Origin of the sequence: Pseudoalteromonas sp. H71 (genome assembly GCF_001468485.1) — a bacterium.
GTDB lineage: Bacteria > Pseudomonadota > Gammaproteobacteria > Enterobacterales > Alteromonadaceae > Pseudoalteromonas.
Map to the genome: position 1 here is coordinate 180,210 of NZ_LODI01000001.1, position 14,920 is coordinate 195,129.

The 14,920-nt window shown below is 40.6% G+C and carries 8 protein-coding genes; 3 read left to right on the forward strand and 5 right to left on the reverse strand.

The genetic code is table 11. The features are described 5' to 3' along the window. Positions 1-51 precede the first annotated feature (51 nt). Positions 52-3,492, forward strand: coding sequence for a PAS domain-containing hybrid sensor histidine kinase/response regulator (locus ATS71_RS00850; protein WP_058403108.1), 3,441 nt, complete (start codon positions 52-54; stop codon positions 3,490-3,492). Between the two features lie 74 nt (positions 3,493-3,566). Here the strand turns inward: ATS71_RS00850 and ATS71_RS00855 are convergent, their stop codons facing one another. From ATS71_RS00855 to ATS71_RS00870, 4 genes are all read right to left on the reverse strand, one after another. Beyond that, a complete protein-coding gene (locus ATS71_RS00855) occupies positions 3,567-6,209 on the reverse strand; it encodes a DUF2339 domain-containing protein (RefSeq protein WP_058403109.1) in 2,643 nt (880 codons plus the stop codon). A 117-nt stretch (positions 6,210-6,326) separates the two neighbouring features. Then, positions 6,327-7,688 (reverse strand): hypothetical protein, encoded by a 1,362-nt coding sequence (locus ATS71_RS00860; RefSeq protein WP_058403110.1) that lies wholly within the window; start codon positions 7,686-7,688, stop codon positions 6,327-6,329. A gap of 147 nt (positions 7,689-7,835) precedes the next feature. Then, positions 7,836-8,744 carry a GGDEF domain-containing protein gene (locus ATS71_RS00865; protein ID WP_058403111.1) on the reverse strand — a complete coding sequence of 303 codons (909 nt, stop codon included), beginning with the start codon at positions 8,742-8,744 and terminating at the stop codon, positions 7,836-7,838. A 70-nt stretch (positions 8,745-8,814) separates the two neighbouring features. Beyond that, positions 8,815-9,399 carry a YqaA family protein gene (locus tag ATS71_RS00870; protein WP_058403112.1) on the reverse strand — a complete coding sequence of 195 codons (585 nt, stop codon included), beginning with the start codon at positions 9,397-9,399 and terminating at the stop codon, positions 8,815-8,817. 195 nt (positions 9,400-9,594) lie between these two features. Here ATS71_RS00870 and ATS71_RS00875 point away from each other — a divergent pair, with 195 nt between their 5' ends. Beyond that, a complete protein-coding gene (locus ATS71_RS00875) occupies positions 9,595-10,830 on the forward strand; it encodes a TMEM143 family protein (protein WP_058403113.1) in 1,236 nt (411 codons plus the stop codon). A gap of 5 nt (positions 10,831-10,835) precedes the next feature. Here the strand turns inward: ATS71_RS00875 and ATS71_RS00880 are convergent, their stop codons facing one another. Continuing rightward, positions 10,836-11,663, reverse strand: coding sequence for a helix-turn-helix transcriptional regulator (locus ATS71_RS00880; RefSeq protein ID WP_058403114.1), 828 nt, complete (start codon positions 11,661-11,663; stop codon positions 10,836-10,838). A 112-nt stretch (positions 11,664-11,775) separates the two neighbouring features. Here ATS71_RS00880 and ATS71_RS00885 point away from each other — a divergent pair, with 112 nt between their 5' ends. Continuing rightward, positions 11,776-14,871 (forward strand): beta-galactosidase, encoded by a 3,096-nt coding sequence (locus tag ATS71_RS00885; RefSeq protein WP_058403115.1) that lies wholly within the window; start codon positions 11,776-11,778, stop codon positions 14,869-14,871. Positions 14,872-14,920 lie beyond the last annotated feature (49 nt).

A 14,920-nucleotide genomic window follows, 5' to 3' on the forward strand; every position in this document is an offset into this window, starting at 1 on the left:
ATGGCCTCTTGGGTTGAGGGGCATTTAAAAATAATAAGGGTTAATAACAACATGACTGCCGTTCTGATAATTGTTGCATTAGGGTATATAGGGGTACTGTTTTGGCTCGCTAACTGGGGTGATAAAACCACGCCTTTGGCAAAGCGTATTAGTCATCACCCTTTTGTGTATTCGTTTGCAATTGGTATTTACTGTACCTCTTGGACCTATTACGGCTCAGTAGGTACCGCGGCCACCAGCAGTTGGAGCTACTTACCTATTTTACTGGGGCCTGCCTTATTGTTTTTTTTCGGGCAAGGATTTTTGCGTAAATTAGTTTTGGTGAGTAAAAAACAAAACATTACCACCATTGCTGACTTCATTTCAGCGCGGTATGGCAAACGCCAAACCACCGCTATTATGGTTACTCTTATAGCCCTGCTGGCAACGATCCCCTACATTGCGTTACAACTTAAAGCGCTAAGCACTAGCTTTTTGCTATTGCAAAACAGCAATAAAATATCAGGCGATATGCTGGCACTTTCTGCCACACTCATCATGGCATTATTTGCAATATTTTTTGGCACCCGCAAAGTAGACGTAACCGAATATCGCTCTGGGTTAATGCTCGCTGTTGCATTCGAATCTTTAATCAAACTTTTTGCATTAATGGCTGTGGCAGGGCTAGCAATTTATACGTTGTTTAATCTACCCGAGGCTACATCGTCCCAGTTGACTGAATCTGCTTGGTCGCACTGGAGCAACTTTAACTTTTTTAGTTTTAACTTTATTGGCCAATCGCTCATGGCAGCGGCGGCTATTATTTGTTTACCACGCCAGTTTCATGTAACCGTGGTCGACAACCAAAATAAGCGCCATTTAAACACCGCTCGCTGGGCGTTTCCGCTTTATTTATTGCTAACCGCAGCAATGATTTTACCTATAGCCACTGCCGCTATTCATCCAAGCATTGGTATTGGCTATTCGCCAGATAGCTTTGTACTGGCACTGCCATTAATTAACGACAACGCCTTTTTAACGACCTTTGTATTTATTGGTGGCTTATCGGCTGCAACGGCCATGATTGTGGTTGCAACACTGACCCTAAGTACCATGATCTCTAACGATGTTGTACTGCCATTAATACTGCGCCGAAAGTTTAAGCGAAATTTAATTACCACCAGCTATAAGGCACAAATTTTATTAGTCAGGCGTTTTACCATTGCCGGTATTTTAATTTTGGCTTACTTTTATCAGCAATGGTTTGGCCATAGCAGCGCACTGGCCAGTATGGGCTTAGTTGCCTTTTCGTTGGTTACTCAATTATTGCCCTCAATAGTGGGGGGGTTATATTGGCGAAAAGGCCATGCCTATGGCGTGTATGCAGGCCTTTTAGCCGGAATAACTTGCTGGGTGCTGTTTTTAATGCTCCCCATTTTAGACGCCGGTAATACGTTAAATAGTGAACTACAACAAACATTAATAACCCGAGGAACACTAATAGCATTATTTGCAAATATTGGCTGCTACATTAGCTTTTCATTGGGAGCTGAAGAGCGTCTTATTGACAAAATTCAGGCCGCTGCATTTGTAAACCCAAAAGATCAGGCCATTTTATCGCGCCGCTTAAACAAAAATGTTAAAGCCACGGTTTACGACTTTAAAATATTACTGCAAACCTTTTTGGGCATACAACGCAGCCAACAGATTTTGGCACATTATGCACTTGCACATCATTTAAACGACAACAACGCCCACCCAGAGCCCGAATTTATTGCCTATTGCGAGCGCGCGTTAACCGGTGTTTTAGGTGCGTCATCTGCACAAGCCCTTATTCATACGGTATCGTCGGGAAAACGTATGGCATTTGAAGAGGTTGTTAACTTTTTTGATGAAACCACACAAGCGCTGCAATTTAACCAAAACCTATTATTTACCTCTTTAGAAAACTTAAGCCATGGAATTTCGGTTGTTGATAAAAACTTAAAGCTCGTGGCATGGAATAAGCGCTACAGTGCCATGTTTAACTACCCTGAGGGTTTTTTAGAAGTTGGCCAACCTATAGAAGATATTATTAGGTATAACGCTAAACGCGGTGAATGTGGGCCTGGCGAAATAGAACGCCAAATAGAAAAACGTGTGCAGCATTTAAAAAACGGCAGCTCTCATCACTTTATTCGTCATCGCCGTAATGGCCAAGTGTTTGAGATGATAGGTAATCCGCTACCTGATGGCGGGTTTGTAACGAGCTTTTCCGATATCACAACTCACATAAGCACGCAAAATGCGCTTGAAGAAATCAATATGGATCTAGAAAACCGTATTGAGGCCCGAACCCAAGAAGTACAAACAATAAATAAAGACTTACAAGCGCAAATAGATAGCCGAGTACAAACGGAGGAAGCACTCACTTTAGCAAAAAAAGAGGCAGAACAAGCAAACGACAGTAAAACACGTTTTTTAGCACTCGCTAGCCACGATATTTTACAACCGCTTAATGCTGCACGTTTATACCTTGCTGCCATTGACGAAAAACAGCTTGATGCCACTAATGCTAATAACTTTAACAAGCTTGGCGACAGCCTCGATTCAACTGTACATTTAATGTCAGCCTTGCTTGAAATAGCCAAACTAGAACAAGGCGCAATGACCCCCACACCGCGCCACTTTTACATTGAAGACATTTTAGCGCCGCTAAAAAGTGAGTACGCTATTTTATCAAGCGATAAAGGCCTTAAGCTCACCGTGCGATCTAAGGCGCAAGTTGTACATAGCGACATTACCTACCTTCGCCGAATTATCCAAAACTTAGTGTCTAATGCTGTTAAATATACAGATTCGGGCCGTGTAGTAGTTGCATGTAGAAACCGAAAACACAGCTTACGGATTGAAGTTTGGGATACAGGGCCTGGTATTAGCGACGTTGAACAAGCCAAAATATTTAATGATTTTTACCGTGTCGAGTCAGGCGATAACAAAGGTGTTGGGCTAGGCCTTGGGGTAGTAAAGCGTATGGCCGACCTGCTTAGCTTGCCGCTAAGCGTGCATTCTGTACCAAATAAAGGAAGCCGCTTTAGTATTGACGTACCTTACGGCGACGCCCAGTTTGTACAGCAAAAAAGTGCAGCGAGTAACCTAATAGAAAACCGCACAGCAATAAATATTATTGCCGTTGACGACGATCCAGAAAACCTAGCAGCCATGGCAAGTTTACTTAAAAAGTGGCAAGCCAATTATACCCTGTTCGATAATGTAGAAAGTGTAATGTCGCATGCTAAAGCACATAGCGCACCCGATGTTATTTTAATGGACTACCAGTTAGGCAATGAGTGCGATGGCATCACTTTAATTAAAACGCTTAGAGAAATATGGCAAGGCGATATTCCGGCTATTTTAATTACCGCAGTGCGCGACACCGAGCTAAAACAAGAAACCAAAGCGGCTAATATTCATTACTTAAGTAAACCTATTAAACCAGGAAAGTTAAAAGCACTGCTTAATCACAGTACTTAATTTTGTTAGTTACTCAGAGCTGAGTAAGCAAAGCCCAGTATATTTACTGGGCTTTGCTTTATAAAATATCAATATTATATAACTTTTGAGCGGCTTCTAAGCTTTTGAAATAACCAACTCAACCCCACTAAAGAGAGCCCTAAACCAATAAACGAAAACGCTTTTAACAGCCCAGTTAAATTAGCCATATCAATTAAAAACACTTTTACAATTACCGCTGCAAGTAACCCTAAGCCTATTTTTTGAATGAGTAACTGGTTTTTAAGGTGCCCTAATATAACCGTACCGGCGCCTAGTATTAGCCAAATAATAGAGTAGCTATACAGCTCTTCATTAGTGGCCCCTTTTGATAGATAAATATAAGGCCCTTGCCAGTATTGGCGAATAAAACTATTAATAGCAATTAAGCCAAGTAAACCTGCCACACCCAGTACAAACGGCGCTACCTTAGCGTTTATAGATTTTATAAGTGAATATAACCACACCGTTAAGCCTGCAGGTACTAACCAAAGCAAAAACAGCCAATTTAGTACAGGGAGTTCACCAATATTGATAGAGGTTAATAACGGGTTATCGTCGAGTAGTGTTTTAACTGAAATAAAACCCGCCCCGCCTGCTAATACACACCCTGCAATTTGATACAGTTTTGCTAAGCTCCCCGCAACACGTGCGCGATGCAAATAAACACAGCCCAGCGCAAGCCAATTACACGTAAGTAATACTTGCTCATAAAAACTAAGCGAGTCAAATTGTGGGTAATGCCCTACTAGCTGGTAACTGGTTTCGGTAGTAATAAATAACGCAAAACAATGAAGAGCGGCCCCTTCTAACCACACTTTTAATTGTGATGTTTTATAGCATTTAGCGGCGGCAAAAAATAATGCGGTACACAGCGGATATACAATAATGCTCCAGTGCAAGCCAAATAATGTAAGCGCTTCGTAACTTGGTGTCCATGGCGTGAGCGTTAAACGCAGTAATAATGCAGCCACTAACGCCTTAATTGGCCAATGCGGCATAGGCACATTAAAACGTTTTATAAGCACACTAATTAACAGTACTTGAATTGCTAATGCAATGGTTAAACCGCTGTCGCTTAATAGCATGGTGATAGCTAAGGTAATATTAGCATTTGCCCCTACCCAATAAGTAAAGCGCTGAAATAGCGTTGTATTATGCTGCGCACACTTAATTAAAATAGCCGCTACAACAAATAATACAAAAGCCCAAAAAGGGTAAGCAGTACTTAATGCGCTATTTGGAATGAGTACATACAAGGTACTTATCATTACAAAAACGCTAAACGCCGCACTAATATGAAAGGCTAATCGTTTTATCTGTTTTTTACCAAAATAAAGCCCGTAGGCCATAAAACCAAAACCAAGCAATAACCCTAGGCCGTATTCGCTTTTAAATATAAATAATCCATCATCAAAAAAAGCAGATAAAGAACTTATTTGCTCTGCACTTATAACCATTAGCGTAGCAATAACAAGAGATAGCCCTTGCCATAAATCCCAGCGACTATTTTTGAGTACTAAAAATAACAACAACCCAATGCTTAAAACACCAATGGTTTGCCATTCTAAATTGTAGTAGCTTATACACATGGTAAAAATTAACGGGACTATAAAAGCCAATAATAAGAGGTGATCGGGTAATACTTTTAAAAGGCGTTTTAAAGAGTGCGGACGATGTTCAATGTTTCTTAATTTAAAGCCCAAACGCGGTATGACAATGAGCCCTATAATACTGAGTAACGCAAAAGTACCAAACAGCCATGGTGTGTCGCTTTTTATCTGCATAATAATAAAACCGACTAAATACCAACCAATGTGCCCTGCCCATAATAAGTACCAAAGCCAAGCTCGCTGCACTTTTTGAGCAACCAACGAGGCAGACAAACTAACAAAGCCCACATACATAAATAACGCAAATACATTATTACTGCCGGTATTAACCCAAATAGGCACGCTGTAAGCACCAATAATTCCGAGCACTGCCAGCAATGGGCCAAGTGTTAGTGCCATCACACTCGCACTTATGGCAATAATAGCTAACAAAATAAACGCGGTTGTTGGGCTAAGCATTTGATAGCTACTGTAAGCTAAAAGCGTTAACGCAAAGCAGGTAATAAAACCACCACTGGCAAGTGCTGCAGGTATGTAATTGTTAAAGCCTTCAAAAACAATACGTTTATAATGTAAGTAACCTGCAACACTAATTAAGCCAAGACCAAATAAGCCACCTAAACTAAGCCTCATTACGGGTGATAAAAGCCCTGCCTCTAAACTGTACTTAGCTAAAAATATGCCACCAAAGGCAAGTGCTATTGCACCTATCCACGTCATCCAGTTCTGCTCAAAGCCAGTGCGTAATGTTTCAAACAATGTGGTAATAAATGAAGGCGTGGCTGGTTTAGTTTTTTTAGGCGCTGCAGGCTTTTGTTTTGCTGTGCCAATGGGTGCGCTTTGCACGGCTAAAGTTGGCTCGGTATTTATAGTAGTGGCTTGAAGTTTAGAATCAGGGGCTTTTACTTCACTCTGTACATTATTAAATGACGCTGCTTTAGAGGCTTGTAATTTAGTTACTTTAGCCCTCAATACTGCAATTTCTTGCTTTAATCCGTTTACTTGTATTAATGCAATTAATCCACACAAAGCACCGGTTGCAATAATCAGCATGACTATCACTATTAACCCAATAAAATCATCCATGGCACACTCTTATTATTTTTTATGCTCTGAGTGTACATAATTATTACTAAGCCGTTAAATTTTGTTCAATAAAAAGCCTAAATACACTCTGTATTTAGGCTTTTAACTCTCATTTTATTATTCAACACTGTTTGTAATTGTGCGATCTAAAGACATTTTATAACCCGATGCCGTGGTTTCATCATGCTCTAAAATGAGTATGTAATTTCCCTCTTGGGTAAAGTCCATATCGCTTTGTTGAATGAGTACAATTTGCTGGCCGTTATCCTCAAAAACAGCATACACCGTATAAATTTCGTTATCGACTACTTGCTCTTCTTGATCGTAGCGGTCTAAGCCATCAACTACATTACTGGTGTCCTCAACAGTTTCACCGTTAAGGGTAAAGTACACATCAATATCAGTTACCGACTGTCCTGCGTAACTTTCAATAAGGTTAATAACCGACACCGTATGACTATAACTGCTTGGTGTTAAATGCTCTTCAACACTCATCATCCGCAAGCCATTATCTGCATCGTTGTAAAAAATACCCACCGCGCTTTGCTCACGTTCAAGGGTCATTAAAAAGTTATCGGCCAGCTTGATACCTTGCTCATCAAACATCGCCACGCTATAACTGTTTGGTAATAGCTCAACGTAGTCGGTATAGTTGTCACTTGAAACTGAATTAGTTGGGGTTGCTGTAGTGCCACGCGTTACACTAAAACTAACTGGTGAGTAGTCATCAATAGTATTAATAAAACGCAGTTGACCTAATGCAGATTGATGCTTAAGTTCAGTAACGTAGTTATTGTCGGTTACTACATCAAGCGTGATACCACTTAACTCGGTGGCATAACTTGGGCGAATAATGGCTACGTAGCTTGCCTCATCATACAAATAAACTGACGATGACTCGTAAACCACATCGCTACTGCCCGCAGGGGTAATAAAAATAGTGTAATAACCTTCATCTACACTTTGTAAATCTAATTCATTTAAGTACTGCGCAGATGCAAACAATGTTGCGCTTTCAAATACGCCATCGTCTGTTGCCAGATAAATATCGTAGCTGGTGTCCTCACCCGTGATGTTAAAAAAGCCAAGGTTAAACTCGCCGGCGTCACTACTAATAGGCACGCTTAATTCAGTAAAAGTGGGTTCTGCAAAATCGCCACTCATAACAACCAATTGCGTTTTATCATCTTTAATTGAAATTTCTTGATCGCTAATAGCGATGTAGCTATCGTTAGCGTCTAAATATTCAAAGCTAACATCAAATGTGCCAGTACTGTAATTATGGCGCGTGGTTACGTCGGCAAAGTCGGCACCTGAACGTTCTGTTTCTTCAACAAATAAGCGCGTATAAGGGCTGTTGTACGAGCCATTATACATTTGAATATAGCCTGTAGAGCTTGCGCTATCATCAGAGCCACAGCCAGATAAAACACCAAGTAAGCTAAGAGGTAAAACCACTTTTAAAAGAGAGTTGGTCATCAAGGGGATTCCTTATTATTAATATCCCCTCTACGACCTTTGCATTTTAATTTAATTTCATGCTTTACAAAGTATTACCTAAGCTGACATTTACTTACGAAAACGTAAAAAAGTGTAGCAAATGTGCAAACAATAAGGACCCGCTATTTACGGCTTCGCTGCGATTTCAAATTGATTCCGGCCATTGTTTTTAGCTTTGTATAAAGCTTGGTCTGCGCGCTTCATTACGCTATCAAATGATTCATTTTTGAAGCGTTTAGCTACCCCAACACTTGCACTAGTATAAAGCTTATCGGTAACCTCAATAGTGCGAGCACTCGCCAATACCGTCTCAGCAAACGCCTGCATTTGCTCCAGAGTGCAATTTGGTAAGTAGCCTGCAAACTCCTCACCTCCAATACGCGCAAAAATATTGCCATCTTCAAACAGAGCGTCTACTTTGCTAGCAAAAGCTTTAAGCACCTTGTCGCCCTTGCTATGACCATAGGTATCGTTAATAGATTTAAAGTGATCAATATCGATGATGATTACCGCGTAAGATTCATCGGTTTCGTTTTCAACGTATTCGTAAAAACATCGCCGATTGTAAACTTGGGTGAGATCATCAATTATAAACTCTTGGGCTAGCCTATTGTGCATTTTTTGCATAAACAACATGGTTTTAAATAAGCCATAAGCCGTAATAACGACCCCTACAGAAATGCATAAATTTTTTATATACAAGGTAACCCACGCAGGCTGAACAACAAGTTCATCAAGCACATCGACCGTCATTCCCACTATCCATAACATTAAACCAATGGTGACATACTGGTAGGCTTTTTTAGCTAATTTGGAACACTGCACAACCCAAAAAACAGTCATTATGACAATAAGATTGATGAGTTCACTGGCAAAGGCAGGGATGCTTTTTTTTGCACCTAACAGAGGAAAATAAGTGAAGTTATAAATGGTGAATACCACTATAAATACTAGCAGCGCAAACATAAGCAATTTATTTAACCGCGTTATACGAGTAAAGCGGGTCAACTTAAGGCTGACAGTTTCAACATTCATCATATAAATAGATTACACTTGAGTTTATAAATCATCTTTAAGAACTATAACACACCTTACAAATTTAGCCTCAAAGTAAGGTGCTGATCCCCCATCCCAGTAAAACTAAAATAGTTAAACTAATCATGGCTTTAACTTTATGCTTACTAATTATACGTTCAGCTTGGTTTCCTGCATAAAACACAACAATAGCAAGTCCAAAGTAACGAATTGAACGAGCAATTGCGCTGGCCAGTAAAAACAGGCCAAGTGAATACTTGGTAGCGCCCGCCGCAAGCATCGCTATTTGAAATGGAATAGGTACTATTCCTAAAGTAATAACAAACCAAAAACCTTGGTTGTCCATTTTTTGTTTAACATTTTCGAACTGTTCAGGGCTTGAAAAAGCACTAATCACCCAATCCCCAACTGCATCAAATAAATAGTAGCCAAGGGCATAACCAAATAATGCCCCAACAACACAGCCCAGCGTTGCCATTAATGCAATCAACCATAGTTTTTCTCGTTGTGCCTGCATAAGTGGCACCATAATCGCTTCTAAAGGAATAGGGACAATTGTGGATTCTAAAAACGACGCAACCGTAATGCCACTGAGCATATGTTTAGACTCTATAAAATTACGTGTTTTTTGTTTTAATTTTTTTTGTAAAGCCACAATTAACTCCTGCCCTATGCTTAATTATCCTGTATTTACATATTAATAATGACACAGTTAAGTTAATACACCCTGAAACTATTAAAACTTGATACAAACAATACCCACTTAACAGGTTAACAAAATAGCAATATTTATAAGAATATTTTACTATGTGCTAATAACGTTAAGCCCTATTTAAGTAGTTAAAAATTTATGCAAAATGCGCGTTTTATTCCCTTTCGCAAGCAAGACATTATTGAAATGTGTAGCAATGAGCTTGAAAACAACACACAACAAACCTCGTTTAAACAATTTTGTGACCTACTTGCTAGCTTTATTCATTTCGATTACCACGCCACACTTGAGTCGCTAAAAAATAACTACGCGCCCTTTGATCCTAATAGCGATACACGCTCTTTAGCGCCGGTATCAAATGCTCAAAAAGCGCAGTGCCAACGTGACTTTGCAAAAGATTTTGCTAAAGTTTTAAACGCGGCTAATTTTGAAGTGGTCACCAATCAAGACTTACAAGATGCACTCAACGAAGAATCCCTTTTTAAAGTGCGCCTTGAGGTGGAATTTGACGACTTTGAAGAAGTGGTTTTTTATCGCCGCGGCGAGTCGCAGCTCACTGAAACCATAACCAGCTTTTGGGGGCTTCGTAAAAAGCCACTGCACTTTACTAATTACGACCGCGTTGCGGTGTTTATTCGTTTTAAAGATAAAGCCCACTTTGACGCTAAAAATAAAACGCCTTTAGGGTTTGAGCCAAGCTCGACCATCGTTAAGCTGTTTCAAAATGTACCTAAAGCCGACCTTGAAATGCTATTTCCTAATAGCGAAGTACGTATGCGCCCTATTGATAAGGTGATTATTGGCTCATCGGCTTTAATTGGCGGTGCCGTGGTTTTAATTACAAAGCTAGGCGCATCAATTTTATTATTATTTGCTTTGTTTGCTTTTTGGGGTGGCTTTACAGATAAAGCCGTAGAAATGACCCAACAACACTTTATTACCTTTACTATTGGCATGGGGGTATTTGGCAGCTTTATTTTTAAAGAGTGGAGTAAATTTAAAAACCGTAAAATTAAATTTATGAAAGCCCTTAGTGATAACCTTTACTTTAAAAATCTTGATAACAACGCCGGTGTTTTTCATACCCTTATAGACGCCGCCGAAGAAGAAGACATAAAAGAAGCTCTACTTGCCTATACGTTTTTATTAAAATCTAAAAGTGGCCTAAACGCTCAAATGCTTGATGAGCAAATAGAGGCGTGGTTTAAAACAAAGTATAAATGCGAACTCGACTTTGAAATTAGCGATGCACTTGAAAAGCTCACCCGGATGCGTTTAGTAACCTGCACTAACGATGTGTATAGCGCAATAAGCCTAGACCATGCAAAAACCATTTTAGATGAGCGCTGGGATAACCTGTTTCAATATAATTAAAATGTTTAAACTAACTTTTTTCTAAACTCTGTGGGTGAAACGCCCACTGATTTTTTAAACCGTTTTGAAAAATTAAATATATTAGGGTACCCCACGTAAGCGGCAATATGGGCAATTGGCCAGCGGGTATTTAAAAGCAAGTTTTTAGCCCGTTTAATACGTAAATAAATAAGCTGCTGCATAGGGCTTTTGCCAAATTGTGCCTGGCATAACCTGTGTAAATGCGGTGCTGAGTAATGTACTTGTTCGCACATAGCCTCTATTGTCCAATCAAACTGCAGGCGCTCTTCTACCTCTAAAAATAAGCTGGTTAATCTATTTTGCCCGCCTATTTGTGGCTCGCTTTGAAGCGTAGTGTTTAAGTAATGACTTAAAATAGGCATTACGCCTTCACGCAAAGTCGCATTTCCTTCGCTGTATAAAAGCTCCATTGCTAAGTGCAGTGGTGTTAATTGTTGATCAGTTAATACCTTAGCGTGCGCTAAATTTAAATGCTGCCAACGCTTGGTATTTGCAAGATTTAGCCAAATCACATCCCACTTTTCGCTTGCTATTTCAACCTCAAAACTTTGCCGTGCTGGCAATATAGCTAAGCTATTTTCGATTAATGGGTATTGGTTATTAATAGTTTTAAGCGTGCCCTGACCACCCAAAGTATAAAACAAAGTGTGTTCAAGCGGGTTAGTACGCGCAACACAATAATCACCCAGTAAATTTGAGCAACCTGCCAGCTCTATTTCAAGGCTTGGCATTTGCGAAAGCGTGTTTAAATCAATAAACCGCTCTGTACACTCTGGGCCAATATCGAGTACATCTTTAATGGTGTTGCGCATAATTTAAAATGATAGTTTTGGACAAATAAAAGAGAGCTTTAAGCATAACCTCAACGTATTATTTTAGCTATATTTAAGCCACTATAATTGCCACACATGCAATAGGACACTAATGAACTCACTACAGCACATAATTAACCGCCGCGATTGGGAAAACCCAATTTCGGTGCAAGTTAATCAAGTAAAAGCGCACAGCCCACTTAATGGTTTTAAAATCGTTGACCATGCCCGTACAAACACGCAATCACAAAAACAAAGTTTAAACGGCCAATGGGATTTTAAATTATTTGATAAACCCGAAGCGGTTGATGAGTCATTACTAAGTGAAACACTCGCCAGCGACTGGCAAAGTATTCCTGTGCCTTCTAACTGGCAATTACACGGCTTTGATAAACCTATTTATTGCAATGTTAAATACCCCTTTGCCGTAAACCCGCCTTTTGTTCCTAGCGATAACCCAACGGGTTGCTACCGCACTGAGTTTACTATTACGGCGGGTCAATTAGCTCAGCGAAACCATATTATTTTTGAAGGCGTAAACTCGGCGTTTCACCTTTGGTGTAACGGTCAATGGGTGGGCTACTCGCAAGATAGCCGCTTACCAAGCGAATTTGATTTAAGCGAACTGTTAGTGGCTGGCACCAACCGCATTGCGGTTATGGTTATTCGCTGGAGCGATGGCAGTTACCTCGAAGATCAAGACATGTGGTGGCTAAGTGGTATATTCCGCGATGTTAATTTACTTACCAAACCGCAACACCAAATACGCGATGTATTTATAACCCCTGATTTAGACGCATGCTACCGCGATGCGACTTTGCATATAAAAACCGCAATAGATGCGCCAAATAACTACCAAGTAGCAGTACAGGTTTTTGATGGTGAACAAGCATTGTGTGAGCCACAAATACAAAGCACTAACAATAAACGCGTTGATGAAAAAGGCGGTTGGAGCGATGTCGTATTTCAAACAATTGATATACAAAGCCCTAAAAAGTGGACCGCCGAAACCCCGACCTTATATCGCTGTGTTGTAAGCCTGTTAGATGAGCAAGGCAGAACCGTAGACGCCGAAGCCTATAACATTGGCTTTAGAAAAGTAGAAATGCTTAACGGGCAGCTTTGCTTAAACGGCAAACCGCTACTAATTCGCGGTGTTAACCGCCACGAACATCACCCTGAAAACGGCCACACAGTGAGCACCGCCGACATGATTGAAGATATTAAGCTGATGAAGCAAAATAACTTTAATGCTGTACGTACTGCTCACTACCCTAACCACCCGCGTTTTTACGAGCTGTGTGACGAGCTAGGTTTATACGTAGTGGACGAGGCCAATATAGAAACCCACGGTATGTTTCCTATGGGTAGGCTTGCAAGCGATCCGCAGTTGGCTGGTGCATTTATGTCGCGCTATACACAAATGGTTGAGCGCGATAAAAACCACGCCTCTATTATTATTTGGTCACTGGGGAACGAATGCGGGCACGGTGCCAACCACGATGCTATGTACGGTTGGTCAAAAAGCTTTGACCCATCGCGTCCAGTGCAATACGAAGGTGGCGGCGCAAATACCACCGCAACCGATATTATTTGCCCTATGTATGCCCGTGTAGATACCCACCTTGCCGATGACGCAGTACCTAAATACTCTATTAAAAAGTGGCTAAGCCTACCAGGCGAAACCCGTCCTCTCATTTTATGTGAGTACGCACACGCAATGGGTAACAGCCTAGGTAGCTTTGACGATTACTGGCAAGCATTTAGAGAGTACCCGCGCCTGCAAGGTGGCTTTATTTGGGATTGGGTAGACCAAGGTTTATCTAAAACTGATGAAAACGGTAAGCATTATTGGGCTTACGGTGGCGATTTTGGTGATGAACTAAACGACCGCCAATTTTGTATAAACGGCTTATTATTTCCAGATCGTACGCCGCACCCTAGCCTGTTTGAAGCTAAATACAGCCAACAGCATTTACAATTCACGCTGCGCGAGCAAACTCAAAACCACTATACCGTTGATGTATTTAGTGATTATTTATTTAGGGCAACCGATAACGAAAAACTGGTTTGGCAGTTAATAGAAAATGGCCAATGTATAGAGCAAGGCGAGCAAATCATTAATATTGCCCCGCAAAGTACGCAAACGCTAACTGTTAATACAGAAACGGTGTTTAAAGCCGGTGCGCAATATCACCTTAATTTAGATGTAGTAATGATTAACGACTCAAGCTTTGCAAGTGCCGAGCATGTATTAAACACCGAGCAATTTAAACTTATAAATAGCCAAAGTTTAAGCGCTGATACATTTAAGCCCACTCTAAACGCTTCAGCACATGGCACACTAAATATTAGTGAGACCGATACACAGCTAAGTATTGAAGGCGATACCTTTAAACTCGTGTTTAATAGCCAATCAGGCCTTATTGAGCAATGGTTACACAATCAAACCCACGTTATTAAAAGTCCACTAGTTGATAATTTTTACCGCGCCCCGCTTGATAATGACATAGGCGTAAGCGAAGTAGACAATCTAGACCCTAACGCATGGGAAGCGCGCTGGCTAAGAGCCGGTATTGGGCAGTGGCAGCGTACATGTCGCTTGTTTGAAGTCGTGCAATCAAACAAAGATATACGTATTACCTGTGTGTTTAGTTATGAATTTAATGGCGTGGTACAAGCAAAAACAACTTGGCTTTATACACTTAATAATAACGGTGAAATTAACTTAAATGTTGATGTACAACTCAACGACACTTTGCCACCCATGCCACGCATAGGGTTAAGTACAACGCTTAATAAACAAAGCGATACACAAGTAAATTGGCTTGGTTTAGGCCCATTTGAAAACTACCCAGATCGCAAAGCGGCTGCGCGTTTAGGTTATTACAATGCGCAACATAATGAGCTACATACACCGTATATATTCCCAACCGATAACGGCGTGCGTAGTGATTGCCAATTACTGAGTATTAATAACTTAACCGTGACCGGTGCGTTTTTATTTGCCGCCAGTGAATACTCTCAAAGCATGCTTACGCAAGCAAAACACACCAATGAGCTAGTAGCTGATGATTGCTTACATGTCCATATTGATCATCAACATATGGGTGTTGGCGGCGATGATTCGTGGAGCCCAAGTACCCATAAAGAATATTTACTTGAGCAAACGCAGTACAACTACTCTTTAACTTTTTCGGCTAAGTAAAATAACGCTTAACCCATGCAAAAATAGCGGCTAAATAAGCCGCTATTTT

What these genes read in the sequence shown, in the direction of transcription:
- ATS71_RS00850 (WP_058403108.1), top strand. Translation starts at nt 52, where the DNA reads ATGACTGCCGTTCTGATAATTGTTGCATTAGGGTATATAGGGGTACTG.
- ATS71_RS00855 (WP_058403109.1), bottom strand. Translation starts at nt 6,209, where the DNA reads ATGGATGATTTTATTGGGTTAATAGTGATAGTCATGCTGATTATTGCA.
- ATS71_RS00860 (WP_058403110.1), bottom strand. Translation starts at nt 7,688, where the DNA reads ATGACCAACTCTCTTTTAAAAGTGGTTTTACCTCTTAGCTTACTTGGT.
- ATS71_RS00865 (WP_058403111.1), bottom strand. Translation starts at nt 8,744, where the DNA reads ATGAATGTTGAAACTGTCAGCCTTAAGTTGACCCGCTTTACTCGTATA.
- ATS71_RS00875 (WP_058403113.1), top strand. Translation starts at nt 9,595, where the DNA reads ATGCAAAATGCGCGTTTTATTCCCTTTCGCAAGCAAGACATTATTGAA.
- ATS71_RS00880 (WP_058403114.1), bottom strand. Translation starts at nt 11,663, where the DNA reads ATGCGCAACACCATTAAAGATGTACTCGATATTGGCCCAGAGTGTACA.
- ATS71_RS00885 (WP_058403115.1), top strand. Translation starts at nt 11,776, where the DNA reads ATGAACTCACTACAGCACATAATTAACCGCCGCGATTGGGAAAACCCA.